General features: G+C 66.4%; 23 protein-coding genes. 14 read left to right on the top strand and 9 right to left on the bottom strand.

Going from position 1 to position 22,896, the window contains the following annotated elements; genetic code table 11:
- Positions 1–50: 50 nt before the first annotated feature.
- The gene (gene ychF, locus CRM90_RS23665; protein ID WP_102809374.1) at positions 51–1,124 is read right to left on the bottom strand and encodes a redox-regulated ATPase YchF; all 1,074 of its coding nucleotides are present in this window, start codon (positions 1,122–1,124) and stop codon (positions 51–53) included.
- Between the two features lie 120 nt (positions 1,125–1,244).
- On the opposite strand from ychF, the gene CRM90_RS23660 reads away from it, so the two are divergent.
- Entirely contained in the window at positions 1,245–2,351 is a 1,107-nt protein-coding gene (locus tag CRM90_RS23660; protein ID WP_233209478.1) for a DUF6542 domain-containing protein, read from the top strand.
- A 122-nt stretch (positions 2,352–2,473) separates the two neighbouring features.
- Here CRM90_RS23660 and CRM90_RS23655 read toward each other — a convergent pair whose 3' ends face one another.
- Complete coding sequence (locus tag CRM90_RS23655; protein ID WP_102809372.1) at positions 2,474–3,475, bottom strand: 4-hydroxy-3-methylbut-2-enyl diphosphate reductase; 1,002 nt, start codon at positions 3,473–3,475, stop codon at positions 2,474–2,476.
- A gap of 53 nt (positions 3,476–3,528) precedes the next feature.
- Here CRM90_RS23655 and CRM90_RS23650 point away from each other — a divergent pair, with 53 nt between their 5' ends.
- From CRM90_RS23650 to CRM90_RS23635, 4 genes are read left to right on the top strand one after another with little or no spacing between them, the layout of a single operon-like run.
- Positions 3,529–4,101, top strand: a complete 573-nt coding sequence (locus CRM90_RS23650) for a lipid droplet-associated protein (protein ID WP_102809371.1) — start codon at positions 3,529–3,531, stop codon at positions 4,099–4,101.
- On the top strand, positions 4,098–5,336 hold the full coding sequence (gene xseA, locus CRM90_RS23645; protein ID WP_102809370.1) for an exodeoxyribonuclease VII large subunit: 1,239 nt from the start codon (positions 4,098–4,100) through the stop codon (positions 5,334–5,336). Before CRM90_RS23650 ends, xseA begins: the two co-directional genes overlap by 4 nt.
- Entirely contained in the window at positions 5,333–5,563 is a 231-nt protein-coding gene (locus tag CRM90_RS23640; RefSeq protein ID WP_102809369.1) for an exodeoxyribonuclease VII small subunit, read from the top strand. The genes xseA and CRM90_RS23640 overlap by 4 nt, the downstream gene beginning before the upstream one ends.
- Before the next feature lie 52 nt (positions 5,564–5,615).
- Positions 5,616–6,689 carry a 3-beta-hydroxysteroid dehydrogenase gene (locus CRM90_RS23635; protein ID WP_102809412.1) on the top strand — a complete coding sequence of 358 codons (1,074 nt, stop codon included), beginning with the start codon at positions 5,616–5,618 and terminating at the stop codon, positions 6,687–6,689.
- Here the strand turns inward: CRM90_RS23635 and CRM90_RS23630 are convergent.
- Genes CRM90_RS23630 through CRM90_RS23620 form a run of 3 tightly spaced genes read right to left on the bottom strand, consistent with a single transcriptional unit; the run spans position 6,686 to position 9,898 of the window.
- Entirely contained in the window at positions 6,686–7,102 is a 417-nt protein-coding gene (locus CRM90_RS23630; RefSeq protein ID WP_142391437.1) for a hypothetical protein, read from the bottom strand. The genes CRM90_RS23635 and CRM90_RS23630 overlap by 4 nt on opposite strands.
- On the bottom strand, positions 7,099–7,479 hold the full coding sequence (locus tag CRM90_RS23625; protein WP_142391436.1) for a hypothetical protein: 381 nt from the start codon (positions 7,477–7,479) through the stop codon (positions 7,099–7,101). Before CRM90_RS23625 ends, CRM90_RS23630 begins: the two co-directional genes overlap by 4 nt.
- 22 nt (positions 7,480–7,501) lie before the next feature.
- Positions 7,502–9,898: a plasma-membrane proton-efflux P-type ATPase gene (locus CRM90_RS23620; protein ID WP_502693310.1), complete on the bottom strand. Its 2,397-nt coding sequence runs from the start codon at positions 9,896–9,898 to the stop codon at positions 7,502–7,504.
- A gap of 121 nt (positions 9,899–10,019) precedes the next feature.
- On the opposite strand from CRM90_RS23620, the gene CRM90_RS23615 reads away from it, so the two are divergent.
- From CRM90_RS23615 to CRM90_RS23585, 7 genes are all read left to right on the top strand, one after another.
- Complete coding sequence (locus CRM90_RS23615; RefSeq protein ID WP_102809365.1) at positions 10,020–11,048, top strand: hypothetical protein; 1,029 nt, start codon at positions 10,020–10,022, stop codon at positions 11,046–11,048.
- A gap of 65 nt (positions 11,049–11,113) precedes the next feature.
- A complete protein-coding gene (locus CRM90_RS23610) occupies positions 11,114–12,655 on the top strand; it encodes an arylsulfatase (protein ID WP_102809364.1) in 1,542 nt (513 codons plus the stop codon).
- The gene (locus CRM90_RS23605) at positions 12,656–13,552 is read left to right on the top strand and encodes an HAD family hydrolase (protein ID WP_102809363.1); all 897 of its coding nucleotides are present in this window, start codon (positions 12,656–12,658) and stop codon (positions 13,550–13,552) included.
- A gap of 34 nt (positions 13,553–13,586) precedes the next feature.
- Complete coding sequence (locus tag CRM90_RS23600) at positions 13,587–14,405, top strand: SUMF1/EgtB/PvdO family nonheme iron enzyme (protein WP_233209484.1); 819 nt, start codon at positions 13,587–13,589, stop codon at positions 14,403–14,405.
- Positions 14,406–14,460: 55 nt separating this feature from the next.
- Positions 14,461–15,528, top strand: a complete 1,068-nt coding sequence (locus CRM90_RS23595; RefSeq protein ID WP_102809361.1) for an NAD-dependent epimerase/dehydratase family protein — start codon at positions 14,461–14,463, stop codon at positions 15,526–15,528.
- Positions 15,525–16,298, top strand: coding sequence for an SDR family NAD(P)-dependent oxidoreductase (locus CRM90_RS23590; protein ID WP_102809360.1), 774 nt, complete (start codon positions 15,525–15,527; stop codon positions 16,296–16,298). Before CRM90_RS23595 ends, CRM90_RS23590 begins: the two co-directional genes overlap by 4 nt.
- Before the next feature lie 4 nt (positions 16,299–16,302).
- Complete coding sequence (locus CRM90_RS23585) at positions 16,303–17,430, top strand: AI-2E family transporter (RefSeq protein WP_102809359.1); 1,128 nt, start codon at positions 16,303–16,305, stop codon at positions 17,428–17,430.
- Here the strand turns inward: CRM90_RS23585 and CRM90_RS23580 are convergent.
- Positions 17,414–18,319, bottom strand: coding sequence for a DUF4436 domain-containing protein (locus CRM90_RS23580; RefSeq protein WP_102809358.1), 906 nt, complete (start codon positions 18,317–18,319; stop codon positions 17,414–17,416). The two genes, CRM90_RS23585 and CRM90_RS23580, sit on opposite strands and share 17 nt — an antisense overlap.
- A 51-nt stretch (positions 18,320–18,370) precedes the next feature.
- Positions 18,371–19,828: an HNH endonuclease signature motif containing protein gene (locus CRM90_RS23575; RefSeq protein WP_102809357.1), complete on the bottom strand. Its 1,458-nt coding sequence runs from the start codon at positions 19,826–19,828 to the stop codon at positions 18,371–18,373.
- A 61-nt stretch (positions 19,829–19,889) separates the two neighbouring features.
- Between CRM90_RS23575 and CRM90_RS23570 the strand changes: the two genes are divergently transcribed.
- Complete coding sequence (locus tag CRM90_RS23570; protein WP_199190020.1) at positions 19,890–20,324, top strand: pyridoxamine 5'-phosphate oxidase family protein; 435 nt, start codon at positions 19,890–19,892, stop codon at positions 20,322–20,324.
- A gap of 23 nt (positions 20,325–20,347) precedes the next feature.
- Here the strand turns inward: CRM90_RS23570 and CRM90_RS23565 are convergent, their stop codons facing one another.
- Both CRM90_RS23565 and CRM90_RS23560 read right to left on the bottom strand, forming a co-directional pair.
- On the bottom strand, positions 20,348–21,145 hold the full coding sequence (locus CRM90_RS23565) for a dienelactone hydrolase family protein (RefSeq protein WP_102809356.1): 798 nt from the start codon (positions 21,143–21,145) through the stop codon (positions 20,348–20,350).
- A 13-nt stretch (positions 21,146–21,158) separates the two neighbouring features.
- Positions 21,159–21,854: a DUF4245 domain-containing protein gene (locus CRM90_RS23560; RefSeq protein ID WP_102809355.1), complete on the bottom strand. Its 696-nt coding sequence runs from the start codon at positions 21,852–21,854 to the stop codon at positions 21,159–21,161.
- Here CRM90_RS23560 and glpX point away from each other — a divergent pair.
- Positions 21,853–22,884: a class II fructose-bisphosphatase gene (gene glpX / locus CRM90_RS23555; protein ID WP_102809354.1), complete on the top strand. Its 1,032-nt coding sequence runs from the start codon at positions 21,853–21,855 to the stop codon at positions 22,882–22,884. The two genes, CRM90_RS23560 and glpX, sit on opposite strands and share 2 nt — an antisense overlap.
- Positions 22,885–22,896: the final 12 nt, after the last annotated feature.

Genomic DNA, 22,896 nt, shown 5'->3' with positions numbered 1-22,896 from the left:
CACGAAAAACGGGCTGACTGCGTGCACATCCCCCACAGTCGACGCGCGGCCTAGACGTTGAACCTGAACTCCACCACGTCGCCGTCGGCCATGACGTAGTCCTTGCCTTCCATGCGCACCTTGCCCGCGGCCTTGGCCGCGGCCATCGAGCCCGCCTCCACCAAGTCGTCGTAGGACACGACCTCGGCCTTGATGAAGCCTTTCTCGAAGTCGGTGTGGATCACGCCGGCCGCCTTCGGTGCGGTGTCCCCGCGGTGAATCGTCCAGGCGCGCGCCTCTTTTGGCCCCGCGGTCAGATACGTCTGCAGGTTCAACGTGTGAAAACCGGCTCGCGCCAACGCATCCAACCCGCGCTCACTCTGCCCGATTGACTCCAGCAGCTCGGCCGCCGACTCGTCGTCGAGTTCGATCAGCTCCGACTCGATCTTGGCGTCCAGGAACACCGCGTCCGCCGGGGCCACCAGCGCACGCAACTCGGCCTGCTTGGCCGCGTCGGTGAGCACCGACTCGTCGGCGTTGAACACATACAGGAACGGCTTGATCGTCATCAGGTTCAGCTCGCGCAGCAGCGACCAGTCCTTGCCGCTGGCGAACAACGTCGTACCGCCGTTCAGCAACTCCTGCGCAGCGGTCGCGGCCTCGAACACCGGCTTGCGGTCCTTGTTGTTGCGGGCTTCCTTCTCCAGCCGCGGCACCGCCTTCTCCAGGGTTTGCAGGTCGGCCAGGATCAGCTCGGTTTCGATGACCTCGATGTCGGACTTCGGGTCCACCTTGCCGTCGACGTGCACGACGTCGTCGTCAGCGAACACCCGGACCACCTGACAGATCGCGTCGCACTCGCGGATGTTGGCCAGGAACTTGTTGCCCAGCCCCGCGCCTTCGGAGGCGCCTTTGACGATGCCGGCGATGTCGACGAACGTGACCGGCGCCGGCAGGATCCGCTCGGAGCCGAAGATCTCGGCCAGTTTGGTCAGCCGCGGGTCGGGCAGCGGGACGACGCCCTCATTCGGCTCGATCGTCGCGAACGGATAGTTGGCTGCCAGCACGTTGTTGCGGGTCAGCGCATTGAATAGGGTCGATTTTCCCACGTTGGGCAGACCGACAATTCCGAGGCTCAGGCTCACAGAGAAGACAGTCTAGGAGAAAGCCCCGGATGACCCCTCCGCTTGCGGCCCCGCCGACGGTCCACATTCAGCCGGAGCCGGTACGGTCTACGTGTGTCAGCACAGCGAGCGAGGTCCTCCGTGGCGCCCGCGAACCGCTCGGCGCACCCGAACCTGTCCGGCGTGCCATGGTGGGCCGCCGTCCTGATTGCTGTGATCGCCACCACAATTGGCTTCGCCTTCGATGCGGGCTCCGGCAACAAGGAACTCGGCAACGTCTTCGCCGCCATGTACGCGCTCGGTTGTGTGGCGGCCGTTCTCGCGGTGCGCTACTCCAGTATTTTCACCGCCGTCATCCAGCCTCCGCTGATCCTGTTCGTCATGGTGCCGGGCTCCTACTTCCTGTTCCACGGCGCAGCGTTCACCGGCGTCAAGGACACCCTGATCAACTTCGGCTACCCGCTGATCGAGCGCTTCCCGCTGATGCTGTTCACCTCGGCCGGCGTGCTGCTGATCGGGTTGGTGCGCTGGTATTTCGGGATGTCGGCCAAATCGTCGGCGCCGGCCCGCCCTGACGGCGACGACGAAACCGCCGCGGGCCCCAGCCTTTTCGCCGGGCTGGCGGCCAAGTTCTCGTCGATGCTGCAGCGCGGTGACGTCGAGGACGAGGACGATGCCGACGAGACGCCCAAGCGCAAGCACGGCATCGACCGACCCGCGACCGCCGAACGGCGTCCGCGCTCGGAGCGGCCCGCCAAGCGTCCGGCACCGACCCGCTCGCGGCATGCCCGTCCCCCGCTCGAGGACATCACCGAGGCGCCCGAGCGGCCCCGCCGCCAGTCGGCCCGTCGTCGTCCCGTCGACGCCGAGCCTGATGCGCTCGACTACCCCGAGACTCCGCGGCGTCGGCGCCAGCCGCGTGACCCGAACAGCCGCACCTCGTCACGGCGTGAGCCCCGTGAGGCCCGCGACCGCAGGGACCCCTACGGCTCGCCCTCGCGGCGCAGCAGCCGATTCGAGCCGTACGAGCCCTACGAGCCCTACCCGTCCTACGAGCCGTACCCGCCGTACGAACCGCCGACCCGGCAACGTCCGCCCGGGCGGACGAACGGCGACAGCGATACCCATCACCCGGTGTCGAGGGTGCGTTATCGCGGTGAGGTCGACCCGGAGCCGGGTCGCCCGCCCAGGACGCGTCGCCCCAGCGCGAATGACTGGGATGCCGAATCGTGGCGTCCCGACCGCTGAGCGATCCCGATTCAACGGCCCCTTCGATGGGGCGTGCCGACAGTAACGTCACGGCGAGAAAACACCTGGATTCCCGCCACGGCGTTACTCTCGGCGGGCCTTGAGCTCGGTGAGTCGCGGAACTAGGTCCGGGCAGGCCGGATCTCACGCGGCAGCGCGAACACCAGCGTCTCGTTGGCCGTCGTGACCGTCTGCACGGTGCCGTAACCGTATTCGGCCAACCGGTCGAGAACCCCGCGCACCAACACCTCGGGAACCGAGGCACCCGATGTCACGCCGACGGTCGTGACACCCGACAGCCAGGCCGGGTCGATGTCGTCCGCGTAGTCCACCAGCTTGGCGGCCTTCGAGCCGGCGCCCAGCGCCACTTCCACCAGCCGCACCGAGTTCGACGAATTCCGCGAGCCGACGACGATCACCAGATCGCACTCGGGCGCCATCGCTTTGACCGCGCCCTGCCGGTTCTGGGTGGCGTAGCAGATGTCGTCGCTGGGCGGGTCCTGCAGCGTCGGGAACTTCTCCCGCAGCCGTCGCACCGTCTCCATGGTCTCGTCGACGCTCAGCGTGGTCTGGGACAGCCAGATCACCTTGTTCGGGTCACGCACCGTCACCTTGTCCACGGCGTCCGGGTTGTCGACCACCTGAACATGGTCGGGGGCCTCACCGGCGGTGCCGACGACCTCTTCGTGGCCCTCGTGGCCGACGAGCAGGATGTCGTAGTCGTCGCGGGCGAACCGCTTGGCCTCGTTGTGCACCTTGGTGACCAGCGGGCAGGTGGCGTCGATGGTCTGCAGGTTGCGGGCCGCCGCCTCCTCGTGCACGGTCGGCGCCACACCGTGCGCCGAGAAGACCACGATGGCGCCCTCGGGCACCTCGTCGGTCTGCTCGACGAACACCGCACCGGCCTTGGCCAGGGTGTCCACCACGTAGCGGTTGTGCACGATCTCGTGGCGCACGTAGACTGGTGCGCCGTGCTTCTCCAGGGCGCGTTCGACGGTCTCGACGGCACGGTCCACGCCCGCGCAGTAACCGCGCGGTTCGGCCAGCAGCACCCGCTTGCCGGTGACTGGCCCGGCAGCCGTGCTGGCGGCACCGGGAATCCCCATGTTGACGGTAGGCGGCATGCTTTCAGGGTACGTTCCCGCAACCTCGACGGGCCAGCCGTAGGCTAGGGCCCATGGCAACCGCACCGTACGGGGTTCGTCTGCTGGTCGGCGCCGCCGTCACCGCCCTCGAAGAAACCCGCAAGCTGCCGCAAACCATCCTGATGTACCCGATGACGGTGGCGAGCACCGTCGCGCACATCGTGATGAAGATGCAGCAGGACCTGGCTGACCTGGTGATCAAGGGCGACAGCGCCCTGGAGAACATCTTCCCGCCGAAGGACGAGCAGCCCGAGTGGGCGACCTTCGACGAGGACTCCGCCGGCGAGGACGACAACACACCCGCACAGGACGGGGAGCGTCTCACCGAGGGCCGGTTCGCCCTGTACAGCACCACCGACGGCGTCGAAGTGAAGTCGCAGTCTTCGGCCCAGCCCTCCAATGGGGCAACGGCCACCAAGGGTGCACCGCCGATCGCCGAGGAGCTCGACTACGAGTCGCTGACGCTGGCGCAACTGCGGGCCCGGCTGCAATCGCTCAGCGTGGCCGACCTCGAAGCGCTGCTCGCCTACGAGGAGGCCTCCAAGTCGCGGGCGCCGTTCCAGACGCTGCTGGCCAACAGGATCACCCGCGCGTCCGCCAAGTGACCAGCGCTCAGAACAACTCTCCGGAGAACCCGTATCCGGTCCGAGCGGTGGCCATCCGCATCGCCGGCTGGATCGACAAGCTCGGCACGGTGTGGGTCGAAGGTCAGCTGACCCAGATCAACGTGCGCAACTCCACGGCATACATGGTGCTGCGCGATCCGGCGGCCAACATGTCGCTCGATATCAGCTGCTCGCGTGATCTGCTGCTCGCGGCACCGGTGAAGCTCACCGAGGGCACCCAGGTGGTGGTGTGCGGCAAGCCGAGCTTCTACACCGTGCGCGGCTCGTTTTCGTTGCGCGTCAGCGACATTCGCGCGGTCGGCGTCGGTGAGCTGCTGGCCCGCATCGAACGGTTACGTAGGCTGCTGGAGGCCGAGGGACTGTTCGACCCGCGGCTCAAACGCCCGCTGCCATTCCTGCCGTCGACCGTCGGCCTGATCACGGGGCGGGCCAGCGCGGCCGAGCACGACGTGACCACAGTGGCGGCCGCCCGCTGGCCCGCGGTCCGTTTCGCCATCCGCAACACCGCGGTGCAGGGCGTCAACGCAGTGGCGCAAATCGTCGAGGCGTTGCGTGAACTCGACGCCGACCCCGAGGTCGACGTGATCGTGATCGCCCGCGGCGGCGGCAGCGTGGAAGACCTGCTGCCGTTCTCCGATGAGACGCTGTGCCGTGAGATCGCCGCGTGCACCACCCCGGTGGTCAGCGCCGTCGGCCACGAGCCGGACAACCCGCTGTGTGACCTGGTCGCTGATGTGCGGGCGGCCACCCCGACCGATGCCGCCAAGAGGGTGGTTCCCGACACGGCCGCCGAGCTGGCGCTGGTCTCGGAGCTTCGGCACCGCAGTGCGCAGGCACTGCGCAACTGGGTCGGCCGGGAGCAGCGGACCGTCACCCATCTACGCAGCCGGCCGGTGCTGGCCGACCCGTTGGGCGCATTGACCCATCGCATCGAGGAAATCGAGCGGGCCCGGGCCTGCGTTCGACGCGACGTCAAACGGCTGGTCGCCGCCGAAACCGACCGGATCGGTCACCTCGCGGCGCGGCTGGCCACCCTCGGCCCGGCGGCCACCCTGGCGCGGGGTTACGCCGTGGTCCAGGTGCTCAGCCGACAAGGAGAGGCTGAGATCCTTCGCTCTACCGCCGATGCACCGCCCGGAACCGCGCTGCGCATCCGGGTCGGCGACGGCGCAATCGGCGCAAGTAGCACAGGCCCGACGGACGGATCCGCATGAGCAAACCTGACGAGACGACGCCCATTAGTCAGCTTGGCTACGAAGATTGCCGGGATCAGCTGATTGAGGTCGTCCGGGTGCTGGAGCAAGGCGGCCTCGATCTTGATTCGTCGCTGAAACTGTGGGAACGAGGCGAGGAACTGGCACGACGCTGCGAGGAGCACTTAGCCGGAGCGCGCAAACGCATCGAAGATGCGCTGGCCGCCCGCGACGCCGACGAGGAGTGATCCGGCCGGCGCGCTAACCTGCGATATTGGAAAACTGGAACGTGTTTCAGTTATTCTCGCCGCCATGAGTGATGCCACCCTGACAACCGAGCTGGGCCGCGTCCTGGTGACCGGGGGCGCTGGATTCGTCGGCGCCAACCTCGTGACCGAGTTGCTGGACCGCGGACACTTCGTTCGCGCCTTCGATCGGGCACCGTCGGCGCTGCCCTCCCATGAGCGCCTCGAAGTGGTCCAGGGCGACATCTGCGACACCGCCACCGTCGCTGCGGCCGTCGACGGGATCGACACGATTTTCCACACCGCGGCGATCATCGACTTGATGGGCGGGGCGTCGGTCACCGTGGAGTACCGCAAGCGCAGCTTCGACGTGAACGTCGAAGGGACCAAGAACCTGGTGCACGCCGCGCAAGCAGCCGGCGTCAAGCGGTTCGTCTACACCGCATCCAACAGCGTGGTCATGGGCGGCCAGCGGATCGTCAATGGCGACGAAACACTGCCGTACACAGCACGTTTCAACGACCTGTACACCGAGACCAAGGTGGTGGCCGAGAAGTTCGTGCTCAGCCAGAACGGTGTGGACGGTCTGCTGACCTGTTCGATCCGGCCCAGCGGGATCTGGGGCCGGGGCGATCAGACCATGTTCCGCAAGCTGTTCGAGCGGGTGATCGCCGGGCACGTGAAGGTTCTCGTCGGCAATAAGGACGCCAAGCTCGACAACTCCTACGTGCACAACCTCGTGCACGGATTCATATTGGCCGCAGAGCATTTGGTGCCCGGTGGCACCGCACCCGGTCAGGCGTACTTCATCAACGACGGTGAGCCGATCAACATGTTCGACTTCTCCCGGCCGGTGGTGGAGGCCTGCGGCGAGAAGTGGCCGACGGTATGGATTCCCGGCGGCTTCGTCCATGCCGTCCTGACCGGCTGGCAGTGGCTGCACTTCAAGTTCAAGTTCCCCCAGCCGCCGCTGGAACCGCTTGCGGTGGAACGGGTGTCGATCGACAACTACTTCTCCATCGCCAAGGCCCGCCGCGACCTGGGCTACCAGCCGCTGTACACCACCGGTGAGGCGCTCGATCACTGCCTGCCCTACTACACCGACCTCTACGCCGAGATGAAGGGCTAACGCATCGCGTCTTTGACGGCGCGGCCGTAGGCGGCCTTCTGCTCGCTCGTCACGGTGCTCGCGAAGACCAGGACGACGTCTTCGACCTGGAGCATGTCGGGCACCGCGGCGGCGTAGATCTCCGCTCTGCCGGTGCTGGGGAACTTCAGGATCGAGACGGTGTCGGTGTCGGTCGCTTGGACACAGCCTGCCTGCGGGCACCTGGACGCCGTCGAATCGTGGGCGTTCACCGCGGGCAGCCCAGACTTCGTGATGGCGCTCAGTACCGAGCCGACCGACGCATCGTTGAGCATCACCGGTCCAGCCGGCACGCTCGGCCGCGGCGGCGCACCGGCGTCCTGGCCGGCGCAGCCCGCCACCAGCACGGCGAGGCCGGCTACCGCCAGCCTCAGGGGCCGCCGAGGACACCTCATGGCAGCAGCCGTCCGATCGCCTCGAGATAGCCGTCTCGTTCGGCGACGGTCAGCGGCGGCGCGAATTCGACGACGATGTTGGCGAATCGAGGCAGCCCCGCCGCGACCGAATACCACTTGGCCTGCCGGACCGTCGCGAACGACTTGACCCTCAGGGTGTCGGTGACGATCGCTTGCTCGCAGCCGGCAGCGGGGCACTCCTGGGCGGTGGTGTCGATGGCGTTGGGCACCGCGACACCGTCGGCGGTGAGAGCCGCCACCAGGCCCCCGGCGGTCAGCGGTTCGTGGCCGGTTCCGGCGTTGGCCGACGGCTGTTGCAGAGCAGTCAGCCCGACAACGAGCGCGGCAGCCATGAGCAATCGGAATCTCGTCGGCATCCTTCGAGGATAACGAGCGCGGTTACCGCCGATCGAGCCAGCGATACGCGAGTAACTTCACGCGGTCCTCGACGAGGAACCAGATAATCGCGTACACCCAGACCACAGCCGCCCATCGCCAGCCCAGCGGCGTCATGGCGAACCCGCAGACCGCGATCACCGTCGCCACCGCCTGCGTCCCGATGACTGCGACGAGCAGAACACGAGCAGGCGCAGGTGACGACCAGAACGGCCGCCGGGTGCGAGTGACGAAAATGGTCAGATGGCCCGACACCGACAGTTTGAGGTAGATGAGGGTCCGAATCAGGTCGTGGTCGAGGCCGAAATACTTGTCCGCGACCAGAAACAGCAGAAACGTCTCGGCCACCCCCATCAGGCCGAGCGCGGTGGCGATGACCAAGATCCCCTGCATGTCCCAGGACGCGGGTTTTGATGAGCCGCGAACCCGGTCGTAGGCGATCGCCAGGATGGCACCGTCATTGAGCAACGCGAGGAACACGATCATCACCGCGGTGACCGGAAAGAAGTTCATCACGATGATCGAGAGCGTGATGAGCAACAGCACCCGGATCGTCTCGGCGATGCGGTAGATGGCGTAGCTGGTCATCCTCTCGAAGATCTCGCGGGCCTCTCGGATTGCGGCCACGATCACCGAAAGTCCCGGTGCGAGCAGCACCACATCCGCTGCTGCCCGTGCGGCATCGGTGGCGCCCGCAACGGCGATCCCGGCGTCAGCCTGCTTGAGCGCCGGAGCATCGTTGACGCCGTCGCCGGTCATTCCCACGATGTGTCCGCGGGACTGCAGAAGCTCAACGATCCGGTACTTGTGTTCGGGATAGACCTGAGCGAACCCGTCAGCGCCCGCCACCACATCAGCCAGCTCCTGGTCCGCGGATGCGTCGAGCGCGGCGGCGTCGAGGATCCGGTCACCGAGGCCGACCTGGCGGGCGATCTCCTGCCCGATCGCAACCTGATCGCCGGTGACCATCTTGACGTGGACTCCGAGTTCCCTTGCTGCGGCGATGGTTTCAGCCGAGTCGAACCTCGGTGGGTCGGCCAGGCCGAGCACGCCCACCATCCGCCAGACACCGGCCGAGTCGGTCTGAGCCACTGCCAGGGAGCGATAGCCGTGGGTGGCGAATCCGCCGACGACGCCGGCGACCGCGTCGGCGGCGGGGTCGTGTTGGCACAGCGCGGCGATGACCTGCGGTGCGCCCTTGCTCACGTGGAACTGCCCGCCGGAAACATCGCGCACCTGCGCTTCGGTTCGCTTGCTCACCGGGTCGAACGGGACGAACAGCGATACGTCGGCCGCCGGAACCTGAACCCCGCTGGCCAGTACCGCGAGATCGATGGGGTCGTTGTCCTCGGCGCGGGAGGCCAGTGCGGCGGTGGCGAGCAGTGTCTGCTCGGTCACTCCGTCGGCGGTCCAGACCGCGGCGACTGCCAGCTGGTTCTGGGTGAGCGTGCCGGTCTTGTCGGAGCACAGCAGGTCCATGCCGCCCAATTCCTCGATGGCCGGCAGGTGGCTCACCACCGCTTGCTGTCGGGCGAGTTTGCGCGCCCCGACCGCCATCGTGACCGACAGCACCGCGGGCAGGGCGACCGGGATGGATGCGATCGTCACCACCAACGCGAACTCGAGCGTCTCCAGGACGGCGTTGCCGCGGATCAGCGACACCACCGTCGTCAGCGCCACCAACCCCACAGCGAGCACGATCAGGTAGTGGCCGATGCGCAGAACGGCGCGCTGGAAGTGACTGATCGTGCCGGCCGTCTGTACCAGCGCAGCGGTGCGCCCGAAATACGACGAGGCACCGGTGGCGTACACGACCGCATCCGCCTCGCCGCGCACCAGCACCGAGCCGGAGTACAGCGGTTGACCCCGGCCCCTGGTCACTGCCAGTGACTCTCCGGTGAGTGCGGATTGGTCGACCTGCACCGAAACGTCGTCGAGCACCCGCAGATCAGCCGGTATCACATCACCGAGACGTACCCGGACCACGTCGCCGGGCACGAGTTCACTGACCGCGACGGTGACCCACGACCCGTCCCGCCGGACGCGCGCCGAGGTGGCCAACCCCTCTTTGAGCGCGGCGATCGCGCCGGCCGCCTGGTGTTCTTCCACGAATGCGACGAGCCCGTTGAGGATCAGGAGGATGCCGATGATCAGCGCATCCGCCCAGTGCCGCGCGGCCAGCGACAGCAGCAGTGCCACCTCGATCATCCACGGGATCGGGGCCCAGAAATAGCCGAGGAAAGCCAGCACCGGGTTGACGCGCTGTTCTTCGATCTGGTTGAGCCCATAACGGTCACGACGGGTCAGCGCCTGCTCGGATGTCAGTCCATGGGCCGAGGTCTCCAACGTCGACAAGGCCTCGCTCAAGGGGACCGTGGCCAGGGTGTCGTCTGCGCTCACGTCCTCCACACTGCTCCGAAGCCGCGTCGACCGCGAGGGCCAAAAGGCCGGTGCGAGAGCGACTTCAGTACTCCGCACTCACAGCGCGTTGCCAGACTCCACACCCGTACACTCGGTTGCCGTGCCGATCCGCCGTCTATCCGCCGCCCTGGGGGCGTTGATCGCACTCGCCGCGCTGGTGGGGTGCGCTCCCGGCGGCGTGCCAGACCGGCGCGCGGATGCCGACGCGCTCGCCGCCCAGGTGCGGGGTCTGCCCGGCGTGGTCGCGGCCACGAGCGACTTCGCCCGAAGTCAGGCGCAGGGCATGGTCTACTTCCGCCTGTACGTCGACGTTTCCGACCATCTGACCAGCGATCAGGCCGCCGCGATCACCTCCCAGTATCTGCGCGATCTTGCCGGGGGCAAGTACACCGGATACCGGCTCGAGATGGACCTGCGACGCGGCTGGAATCTGTTCGCCGTCGACAGCGGGACGCTGGCGATCACCAACGCGGATCAGATCGTCACGCAGGCGCGGGACTGGGCGCTGCTCCGACACGAATTCCCCGGCGCCACAGTCACTATGCGATCCACCATTACGCATCCGGGCGGACAGCTGACCGCACAGGAAGGCGGCCAGTCGAATCTCGCACGCCTCGACCTCGCCGATCCGAGCGACTACCGCAACGTCAGCGCGGCGATGCGCACGTTGGCCGATCGATTCCCGCACCTTGCGGGGCTGGACTGGTCCGTCGAGGCCGGCAAGGAGCACCCCGCCGAGATCAAGACGTCACGGCGGCTGCCCACGGCGGCCGAGCTGGATGTGTTCAACCGGCTCAACAGTGACCAGGCGATCGCCCATATCGATCGGCTACGGATCAATGCTCCGCTCACCGCACCAGTTTGGTTCTCCGAGAAGACAATCGGGTCCCACGATATCGCGGTCGCATTGAGTTTGGCGCGCACACATCTGCCGGTCGTGGCGACACTGCCGGCACCGGTTCTCTACAGTGCCGGCGATCAGCTGTCCGGGCACATCGGTGGTCGCGGATTCGCCCGCGGCCCCGTCGTGGTCACCGTCGGCGGATGCACCAGGTATGACCCGTTGGTGTACCTACCCACCCAGGCGGAACGACAATTGACCGCCCGATACGAAAACTGTTCGTCCTGAGCCAGGTTTCATGAATAGTTGGTGAGAGCGCACCATCGCCCGACCGACTGGCCTAACGTCGGAATATGCCTGGAGAAAAACCCAACATCTTGGTCATCTGGGGCGATGACATCGGGATCACGAACCTGTCCTGCTACAGCGACGGAATCATGGGCTACCGCACGCCCAACATCGACCGGATCGCCGCCGAGGGTATGCGCTTCACCGACTCCTACGGTGAACAGAGCTGCACGGCCGGACGAGCCGCTTTCATCAGCGGCCAAAGCGTCTACCGCACCGGAATGAGCAAGGTCGGCATCCCCGGTGTCGACATCGGCTGGGCCGCCGAGGATCCGACGATCGCCGAGCTGCTCAAACCGCTCGGATACGCCACCGGCCAGTTCGGCAAGAATCATTTCGGCGACCTCAACAAGTACCTGCCGACCGTGCACGGGTTCGACGAGTTCTACGGCAACCTGTACCACCTCAACGCCGAAGAGGAACCCGAGCAGTACGACTATCCGCACAAGGATCAATTCCCGCGACTCTACGAACAGGCCTTGCCGCGCGGCGTGATGGACTGCAAGGCGCTGGCCGAAGTTTCGACCGAGCCCGACGACGAGAAGTTCGGGCCCGTCGGCAAGCAGACCATCACCGATACCGGGCCGCTGACCGCCAAGCGGATGGAGACCATCGACGACGACATCGCCGATCGCACGGTCGAGTACATCCGTCGCCAGCACGACGCGGGAAACCCGTTCTTCGTCTGGTGCAACTTCACTCACATGCACCTGTACACACACCTCAAACCGGGCAGCAAGGGGCAGGCGGGGCTGTGGCAGTCGGAATACCACGACGCGATGATCGACCACGACAAGAACGTGGGCACGGTGCTCGACGTTCTCGACGAACTCGGTATCGCCGAGGACACCATCGTCATCTACTCAACGGATAACGGCCCGCATCGGAACTCGTGGCCGGACGCCGGTACCACTCCGTTCCGCAGCGAGAAGAACACCAACTGGGAGGGCGCCTACCGGGTGCCGGAGATGATCCGCTGGCCCGGAAAGATCAAGGCGGGCACCGTTTCCAACGACATCATCCAGCACCACGACTGGCTGCCGACGTTGCTGGCCGCAGCGGGAGACCCCGACGTCAGCGAGAAGCTGAAGAAGGGCTATCGGATCGGCGATATGGAATACAAGGTCCATATCGACGGGTTCAACCTGCTGCCCTATCTGATGGGCGAGGTCGAGCACAGTCCCAGACGCGGCTTCTTCTATTTCAACGACGACGCCCAACTGGTGGCGATGCGTTTCGAGAATTGGAAGATCGTGTTCGCCGAGCAGCGCTGCCAGGGCACACTGCGGATCTGGGCCGAGCCGTTCACCGAGCTGCGGGTACCCAAGCTGTTCAACCTGCGCACCGACCCGTTCGAGTACGCCGACATCACGTCGAACACATACTACGAGTGGTTCCTGCGGCGGGATTTCTTCGCGTTCTACGCAACAGCGATGGCGTCGATGTTCCTCGACACCTTCAAGGAATTTCCGCCGCGGCACCCACCGGCGAGCTTCAGCATCGACCAGATCGTGAAGAAGCTCGACGAGTTCCTGGCGGCCGACTAGATGCTGGAGTCGTGGGCCGACGGGGCCGCGAAGTCGGCACTCGTCGAGTTCACAGCGCGTGCCGTCGACTCGGTGGCACCCGAGGAGCGGGTCGCCGTGTTCGACAACGACGGCACGCTGTGGTGCGAGAAGCCGGCATACATCCAGCTGGACTTCCTGGTCCGCCGGATCGCCGAACAGGTCGCGCTCGATCCCGCGCTGGCTACCGAACAGCCCTACACCGCCGCGACATCCGGCGATCTGGGCTGGTTCGGCGACGCAGTCACCAAGCACTACAACGGTGACGACTCCGACCTGAAACTCCTTGCCGGAGCCGTTCTTTCGGCCAACGCCACCATCACCACCGAGGAGCACGCGGCGCGGGTCAACGCATTTTTCGCCGACGCCAAGCATCCGACACTCGGCCGTGCGTACACCGCCTGCGGGTATGCGCCGATGATCGAATTGCTGCGCTACCTCGAGTCGTCGGGCTTCACCAACTACATCGTCTCCGGCGGCGGCCGGGACTTCATGCGGCCCGTCACGACGGCGATGTACGGCGTCCCGCCGGAACGGGTGATCGGCAGTTCGGTCGGATTGATCTACCAGAACGGCGAACTGCTGACCACCGCGCAGCCGGAAATCCTCAACGACGGCCCGGTCAAGCCGGTCGGCATCTGGGAGCGGGTTGGCCGGCGGCCGATCCTGGCCGTGGGCAACTCCAACGGGGACATCGAGATGCTGCAGTACGCGATGGCCGGATCAGGGCCGTCGCTGGCGATGTTGGTCTGCCACGATGACGATATGCGCGAATTCGCTTACACCGCAGGCGCGGAGAAGGCCCTGGAGCACGCCGAGAAGTCCGGCTGGACACGGGCGAGTATGCGCGACGACTGGAAAACCGTCTTCGGTGACTGAGCCCGAACTGGTCCGGATCCCCGCACAGACCGCCATGCTGGGCTCCGACCGGCACTACCCCGAAGAATCTCCCGCTCGACCGGTGACCATCGCCGGCTTTGGCATCCAGGCCCGGCAGGTCACCAATGCAGAGTTCACCGAATTCGTCTCGGCCACCGGTTATCTCACCGTCGCCGAGCGGCCGCTGAACCCGACCGACTATCCGGGTGCGCCGCCGGCCAACCTGCAACCGGGCTCGATGGTGTTCCGCCGGACCAGCGGGCCCGTCGACCTGCGTCACCTCAGCCAGTGGTGGACCTGGACCCCGGGCGCCTCCTGGCTGCACCCGTTGGGACCCGGTTCGTCGATCGCCAAACGCGCCGAGCACCCCGTCGTCCACGTCGCGTACGAGGACGCCGAAGCCTACGCAGCCTGGGTCGGATTGGCATTGCCGACCGAGGCCGAATGGGAGACCGCCGCCCGCGGCGGGCGCGAGCACACCGACTACACGTGGGGCGATCAGCCCGAAGGACCCGGCGAGCGCCTGGCCAACTACTGGCACGGCGACTTCCCCTGGCGCCCGGAACCCGGCTACGGACGCACCACCGACGTCGGCACCTTCGGACCCAACGGATACGGACTGTTCGACATGGCCGGCAATGTCTGGGAGTGGACCACCGATTGGTGGGCGGGCAGCGAGGCGGCCAGCTACGACCCCGCGCAGCCGCAGTTCACCGTGCCACGCAAGGTCGTCAAAGGCGGATCGTTCCTGTGCGCCGACAGCTACTGCAGGCGCTACCGTCCCGCCGCGCGCCGCCCGCAGATGGTCGACACCGGCATGAGCCACATCGGATTCCGCTGCGTGAAGCGCTAGGACCAGTACCTCGCCCGTGCTTCACTAGAACGCGTTCTCCGACGGAAGGGGCTCGATGTCCGACGCTGTGCTGGTAACCGGCGCATTCGGGTTGGTGGGCAGTGCCACGGTCAAGCAGCTGGCGGCCACCGGCCGCCGGGTGGTCGCCACCGACCTCGAAACACCGGCGACCGTGAAGGCCGCCGCGGCTCTCCCCACCGGCGTCGAGGTGCGCTGGGCGGACCTCACCGACCCGGCCGCGGTCGAGAAGCTGCTGGCCGAGGTCTCCCCCGCCGCCGTCATCCACCTGGCCGCCGTGATCCCGCCACTGTGCTACGCCAAACCACAACTGGCCTACGAGGTCAACGTCGGCGCGACCGCCAACCTGGTGAAAGCCCTTGAGGCCCACCCCAATCCGGCGCGCCTGGTGCAGGCATCCAGCATCGCGGTGTACGGACCGCGCAACCCGCACCACATCACTGACGTCCTGACCGCGCAGACGCCGGTCAACCCGTACGACAACTACGGCAAGCACAAGGTCGAAGCCGAGGCTCTGGTGCGGGCGTCGAGCCTGGACTGGGTGATCCTGCGACTCGGTGGGGTGCTGACCACCGAACCCAACCTCGGGATGGACCCCAACCTGATCTTCTTCGAAGGCGTACTGCCCGCCGACGGACGGTTGCAGACCGTCGACGTCCGCGATGTGGCGTTCGCGTTCGCGGCGGCCACTACCGCCGACGTCTCAGGCCAGACCCTGCTGATCGGTGGCGACGACACCCACCGGCTGCGGCAGAGCGATATCGGACAGTCCACCGCCGCTGCGATGGGTCTCGTCGGTGCGCTGCCCGCCGGCCGCAAGGGTGACCCGAACGACGACGCCGGCTGGTTCGCCACCGACTGGATGGACTCGGCGACCGCACAACAGGTGCTCAAACATCAGCACCACTCCTGGCCCGACATGTTGGCCGAGACCGCCGACAAGGTCGGCTGGAAACGCTACATCTTCCGGGTTATCGCACCACTGGCTCGCGAATACCTCAAACGTCAGTCGCCGTACCACGGTCAGCCACCGGGATACGGCAACCCGTGGGAGGCCGTTCGGCGCAAGTGGGGAGCTCCGGACAACGACGGGAAGGTGTCATGACCGAGCAGATAGCCGTGATTGTCGGGGGCGCTTCCGGGATCGGCTGGGCGACGGCCCAGACGCTGGCAGCCCGGGGCATGCGCGTGACGATCGCCGACCGCAACACCGATCTGGCCCGCGAACGCGCGGCGACGCTGGGTGACCCACACACCTGGGCGGAGGTGGAAGTCACTGACGAAGCCTCGGTCGCAACGCTTTTCGACGGCGTCGTGGAGCGTGAAGGTGCCTTGCACGTGGTGGTCAACTGTGCGGGGTTCAGCGGCTTCGGTGTCATCACCGAGCTCGACGCCGAACAGTTCCGCTCGGTCGTCGACGTCTGCCTCAACGGTGCGTTCCTGGTGATGAAGCATGCCGGCCGCCATCTCGGCGAGGGCGGTGCGCTGGTGTCACTGACGTCGCTCAACGCCCGGCAGCCTGCGGTCGGGATGAGCGCGTACTGCGCGGCGAAAGCCGGCTTGTCGATGCTGACTCAGGTGGCGGCGCTGGAATTGGGTCCGCGCGGCATCCGGGTCAATGCCGTCGCGCCCGGCTTCGTGCACACCCCGCTGACCGAAGGCGCGGCCATGGTCCCCGGCGTTGTCGACGAGTACGTGGAGAACACCGCACTGGGCCGGGCCGGAACACCGCAGGACATCGCCGACGCGGTGGCCTTTCTGTGTTCGCCCCAATCGTCCTGGCTCACCGGGGAGATTCTTGACCTCAACGGCGGCGCACACCTCAAGCGCTACCCCAACATTGCGGAGCACCTGACCCGGCTGATGAATCAGTAGTTCGGTGAACACCGAGTTCACCGTCACCCAGAAGCGCGCGCTGGCGATCGTCACGCTGATCGCCGTGCTGCTGGGCGCCTACTTCCTGCGGCACTACTTCATCCTGGTTGTGATCGCGGCGATCGTCGCCTATCTGTTCACCCCGCTGTACTACCGGTGCCGGCGCCGGTTCGGGTCCGGGTTGTCGGCGACGATCACGGTGCTGGCCGCGCTGGCCACGGTCATCATCCCGGTCGGCGCGCTGTTGACGCTTGCGGTGCTTCAGGTTTCGCACATGGTCGTGCATGTGGCGGAGTGGGTGCAGAACGCCGACATGTCGACCGTCGGCAATCAGGCACTGGACTACGCCAATCACGCGCTGGCCAAACTGCCGTTCGGCCACTTCTCGGTCACCTCCGACTCGGTGCGCGAATCGCTGGTGAACGTCTCGCAGAACCTGGGACGCTGGCTGCTGCACGCGTTGCAGGGGGCCGCGGGCGGGACGATCGGCGTGATCACGTCGGCGATCATCTTCTTGTACGTGCTGGTCTCGCTGCTGACCAATCAGGAGCAGCTGCTGACGCTGATCCGTCGGCTCAACCCGCTCGGCGAAGAGGTCACCGACCTCTATCTGGCCAAGATGGGCGCGATGGTGAAGGGAACGGTGAAGGGCCAGTTCATCATTGCGCTGGTTCAGGGCTTACTGGGGGCGGCGTCGATCTACATCGGCGGATTCCACAACGGGTTCTTCATCTTCGCGATCTTCCTGACCGCGCTGTCGGTCATTCCGCTGGGCAGCGGCATCATCACCATCCCGTTCGGCATCGGGATGATGTTCTTCGGCAACATCGGCGGCGGCCTGTTCGTGGTGCTGTTCCACATCATCGGCGTCACAAACGTCGACAACTTCCTGCGCCCCATCCTGGTACCGCGCGAGGCCCGGCTGGATCCCGCGCTGATGCTGTTGGCGGTGTTCTCCGGGATCGCGATGTTCGGCTTCTGGGGCATCGTGCTGGGCCCGGTCCTGATGATCATCATCGTCACGACGATCTCGGTGTACCTGGCCGTGTACAAGGGCGTGGAGATGACGTCACACGAGCCGCCCGAGAAACGCCGCCGGTTGTTCCGGCGGAACGCTAGTCGACCTGTTTGAACCAGGAGATGACGACCATCACCATGGCGGCAACCAGGGCGACGATCACCCACAACACCAGGGCCATGTCGATCCACGCACCCGGCGGCGGTGCGCCGGGCAGGATGTTGCGCAGCGGCACGATCGCGAACAGCATTGCGGCGTACCAGGTTGCGAACGGCATCTGGAACTGCTTGCGCCGGGTGATCACGAGCACCGAGGTGAAGATCGCGATGGTCGGCAGGGTGAGCAGCACGATGACGATGCCGAGGTCGAATGCCAGCGGACCGAGCGCTCGGCTGAACGTCACCTGCGTGGCGTCGCCGTCACCCTTGGCCGCGGGGGAAGGGGCGACCTGCTCGCTGGACAGGTCCCAGCCCTGTAATGCCCCGGCAATCTGAACCTTGGCCGGAATGATCTTGCGATCCTCGCCCTCCCCCACCAGCAGGTCGGCGCTGATGCCTTGGGTCTCGTAGCGATCGAACGGCCAGGTGTTCACATCACCGTCGACGTCGATGGTCGTCGTCACCTCTGCCGGCGCGGCACCGGCCGGGAACTTCAAGTCGCCCAGGGAGTTCCACGGATGCAACCGCACCGCGATGTCTTCCTTGAGGGTGTCCAGCTTCTCATCAATCAGTGAATCCGCCGGGATGACAAGGACTTTGGCATCCGCCTTGTAGTCGACTGTGCGTAGCGACTGCAACGTGATCAGCACGGTGGTCTCTGATCCATTGCCTTCACCCGATGCTTCCAGCTCTTTGGCGGAGCCGGACAGCCACCAGTAGCCGAACAACGTGACGATGTAGGCCAGCACGACGACCAGTACGGTGAGGATGGCGACGGTCTTGCCGCGCGACCCGGGCTTCGCGGCGGGAGCCGGAGTCTGCGGCTCGGCGGGGGCGGTGGTCACGCGGGCATCGTATATTGACGCACGCGAAATAGCAGGCCTTTGCCAGGGTACTTAGAAGGGCGGCGGGTCCGGGTCGTTCACCGGCCGCTTCGGGCCGAGCAGCGCCTCATGGCGGACCCATCGGACCTCTCGGTTTCGGGCGCGTTCGGAGGCCACGAACTTGGCCCGGTTCTGTGCCCTGGTGGTCTTACGCCTGGGCATCAGGACGGTGCGATCACCCTCCGACTCGGCTACCGGCCGACCGGCTGGAGCCGGGGTCGGAACTAACAGACCGGGAAACAACAAGGCACTGCCTGGCGTGGTGACGTAGGTCTGGTTGCCGGGCAGCTCCCAGATGACCGTGCCGTCGGCCAATTGCTTGTCGCGCCAACCCCAGAAGGTTTTTCGAATATGGCAGTGACGGCACAGACATTTCAGGTTGCCTGCATGGGTCGGGCCGTACGGATACGGGACCGTATGGTCCAGATCGCACTGCGTGGCCGGCTTGTCGCAGCCGGGCGCCCGGCAGGTGAGATCCCTGGCGCGCACGAAATCGGCCAGGGCACGCGACGGTCGATAGCCGCGTTCGGGCGATGCGTCGACGGGGTTGGCCAACGGCCGCAGTTTGGCTTGCCCGGCAATCTCGGCCACCCGCTCAGCCAGAATCACCGCATTGGACCCCATCACGAACCCCGGGTTGTCGGAACGTCCTTCGACAGTAGCCTGCTCGGCGACCACGTGGATGACGACCGCACCGGGCCTGGGCCGTGCATCTGCCGGGCATCCCGGTTCACCGCAGCGACAGGCCAACCGATCCGCGTGCGCGGCCACCGCACCTAGGGCATCGGCGCGACGCTGGTCGGCAGTCCGCGGGTCGGCTTCGCACACCGACTGTGCAACCACATCGATGCGCTGCTTCAACGTCTCGGCATCAGTGGCCGCCAACCGCGCCATCACCTCGATGCAGCCGTTTTCCTCATCACTGAACACCACCTCGCGGTCGCGCACCCTGTCCCGAACTCGGCGCACCGCGTCAGGATCATGCTTGAGGACAAGGCGATCGATCTCAGACTTCAACCGCCCGCGAGTCATCGACGGCCACCGCGCGATCCGCGCCGCCAGCCGTCGATCGATCTCGGCCAATGCCCAGTCGTGAATGATGAGGCCCGTACGAAACACGACCGTCTGGAACATTTCGGCGTTGATGTCGCCGGCCAGGAAGAGCGCCGCGACCGCAGGAAGCTGCTTCATGGCCAGCCCGTAGGTCATATAGCCGCCCGCTTTGGCCACACTGACTCGCAGAGCAGCCGCGATCTCTGCGCCTACCGCAGCCCAGGTGTCCACCGCCCAGTTTTCGCGTTCACCCCGTTCACGGCGGCGCAGTTCGAAGAGTTCGGCGATACCGATGAGCCGCCGCGCGGCGGCCTGGTTCTCGGCGCGGTTGTCGGCAACGATGTCGGTCAGCAGCACACGCGACTCGTCCGTGACGGACGGCTCCCAATACTCGTGGAGCTGACTTCCTCCGAACATGTGTTCGAGTATGCCACGAGCCTATGACATTTTCAGTAAGCCCGGTGACAGCATTGACCTCATGACGACGTGGCGGGATGTCCAAGCGGCCGCACCCGAGTTCGCCCAGCGAGTGCAGTCACTGTTCGACGCGCACAAGCACAAGACCATTGCGACGCTGCGCGCCGACGGGTCACCGCGAATCTCCGGGATCGAAACCGCCTTCACCGACGGCGAGCTCACGTTCGGCTCGATGCCCAACGCTCGCAAGGGGTCCGACCTACACCGCGATCCCCGATTCGCGCTGCACACCGCGACAGTCGATCCGGTCGAAGGCAACGAAGCAGAGTGGCCCGGCGAAGCGAAGATCGCCGGGCGGGCCGTTCATTCCGGTTCCATCCCCGACGGCCCGACGGCGACCTCTTCCGCGCCGACATCACCGAGGTCGTGCTCACCCACCTCAACGACGCCGCCACACTGCTCGTCATCCAGTGGTGGACACCCACCCACGGCCTGAAAGCCGTCGAGCGCGAATAGCCCTTACGTCAGCCGGTCCTTGAGGAACTGGACAACCCGCTTGCGCGCCTCGAAGGCCGGGTGCCCCTCCACCTCGCGCACCTCGAGAGCGAGCACCGAATGCGCCATCCGGCTGAAGCCGCCGGGATTGCCCTTCGACGAGTCGATCTCGATGACCTCGAACGAGTCGCCGAGCCGGTCCTTGAGCGTCTTGAACCGCTCGGCCGGCGCCATCTGGTCCTCGCTGAAGCGCAGCCCCATCGCGCACAAACCCTCTTCGGCGGCCCGCTTCTCGATCACCTTCAGCTCGCCCTCGCTCATCCCGGGGTCGCGTTTCTGCTTGGGCGTCAACGCGATCGGCACCGACGGCTGACTGAGCACCGATGCGAGCACGCTGTCGTCGACGGCGGCCGCAAGCGCGAAACCACCGGAGAAGCACTGCCCGATAACCGCGACACCCTTGCCGCCGGCCTTCGCCTTCAGATCCCGCGCCAGCGCACGTAGGTAATGCGAGACCGGCCGATCCTTGTTCGTCGCGAACGCGGCGAACTCCCGGGCCACACACGCGCGTGCCAGCACCGGCACCATCGCCGGCGTCATCGCCGGCGCCTCCGGGGTCCCGAACAACGACGGGATCGCCACAGTGAATCCGTTGTCCACCAGATAATTTCCCAATGCCAGCACACCGGGGTGCACGCCGGGGATCTCCGGGATCAGCACCACGCCGGGGCCTTCACCCTTGCGGTAGACGTCATGGGTGATACCCGCCGCACTGAACGGCTCGCAGACCCATCCGGTGAGGTCGGCTTCAGGACCGGACATTGACGTCTCCTCTTCAGCCAGGTGGCAGGGGCTTCTGCGTCTGCGTGGCAACGGCCAGCGTACGGAAGTCGTCGCTGCTCCCGGCCCCGGTTATGGCGACTTGGGCAGGGCCGGCCTGGCTGTCGAGGCGGGTGGTCCACACCGGTTCGGTGCCCTCACCGCCTTCGTAGACGATCCACTTCACGCCATCGACGTCTTGGGTGCCGGTGGGATACATCGACCGGTGGATCGAGCCCACCAGCGCCTGCTCGTCGGCGTTGCTCTGGGTCAGGCTCACATACATCTTGGACGCGGCGAGGTAGCCGACGGTCGCGGTGACGGCACGCTGGCGCTGCCCGGTGGCGTCGGTGCGGCCGGCGTCGATTCCGCCTCGGCCGCCAGAGTTGGCCCGCCAGCCGGCCGGGACCTGCGGTAACCGGATCGGGATGGCGAGCGTTTCAGCGTCGGCCTTCAGCGCGGCGGCAGCGTCGTACGGCGGTGGCGTCCCATCGCGAGGGCTGCTGGGCCGTACCGAACACATCCCCACCAGCCCGGCCAACGCAATGCACGCCACGATCAAGGGCGCCAGCGACCAGAACATGTCACGACCGTCCTGGAGCAGCCTGGGCTTGGGCTCCCGGGGCGGTATGCCGGTCTCGGACGGGGTACTCACGCCTGCCAGTATCCCAGGTCTGGACGGCTGGCCGGCTTCTGGGACAATCTCAGCCATGCCAGACGCCCGCCGCCGTGAAGCGCCCGATCGCAACCTCGCCCTCGAATTGGTTCGGGTAACCGAAGCAGGCGCCATGGCCGCCGGCCGATGGGTCGGCCGAGGGGACAAAGAAGGTGGTGACGGCGCGGCCGTCGACGCCATGCGTGAACTGGTCAACTCGGTGTCGATGCGCGGCGTCGTGGTCATCGGTGAGGGCGAGAAGGACAACGCCCCGATGCTCTACAACGGCGAAGAGGTCGGCAACGGCGACGGGCCGGACTGCGACTTCGCCGTCGATCCGGTGGACGGCACCACCCTGATGAGCAAGGGCATGCCGAACGCGATCTCGGTGCTCGCGGTCGCCGAGCGCGGCGCGATGTTCGACCCGTCCGCGGTGTTCTACATGAACAAGATCGCCGGCGGTCCCGACGTCGCCGACTTCATCGACATCACCTCGCCGATCGCCGCCAACATCCAGCGCATCGCCAAGGTCCGCAAGGCCTCGGTCTCCGACATCACCGTCTGCATCCTCGACCGGCCCCGGCACGCCAAGCTGATGGCCGAGGTCCGCGACGCCGGCGCCCGTATCCGGCTGATCTCCGACGGCGACGTCGCGGGCGCCATCTCGGCCTGCCGGCCGGAGTCCGGCACCGATCTGCTGGCCGGCATCGGCGGCACGCCCGAGGGCATCATCACCGCCGCCGCGATCCGGTGCATGGGCGGCGAGATCCAGGCCCAGCTGGCGCCCACCGACGACGAGGAACGTCAGAAGGCCCTCGACCGTGGCCACGATCTGGATCGGGTGCTGACGACCCGCGACCTGGTCGCCGGGGAGAACGTCTTCTTCTGCGCCACCGGCGTCACCGACGGCGACCTGCTCAAGGGTGTCCGCTACTTCGGCGGCGGCTGCACCACCCAGTCGATCGTCATGCGGTCGAAGTCCGGGACCGTCCGGATGATCGACGCCTACCACCGGCTCTCCAAGCTCAACGAATACTCCGCGGTGGATTTCACCGGGGACAAGACCGCCGCATATCCACTCCCCTAAGAAAGGCGTTTG

Origin of the sequence: Mycobacterium sp. ENV421 (assembly GCF_002887815.1) — a bacterium.
Lineage (GTDB): Bacteria > Actinomycetota > Actinomycetes > Mycobacteriales > Mycobacteriaceae > Mycobacterium.
This window is presented reverse-complemented; position numbering and strand designations above follow the sequence as displayed.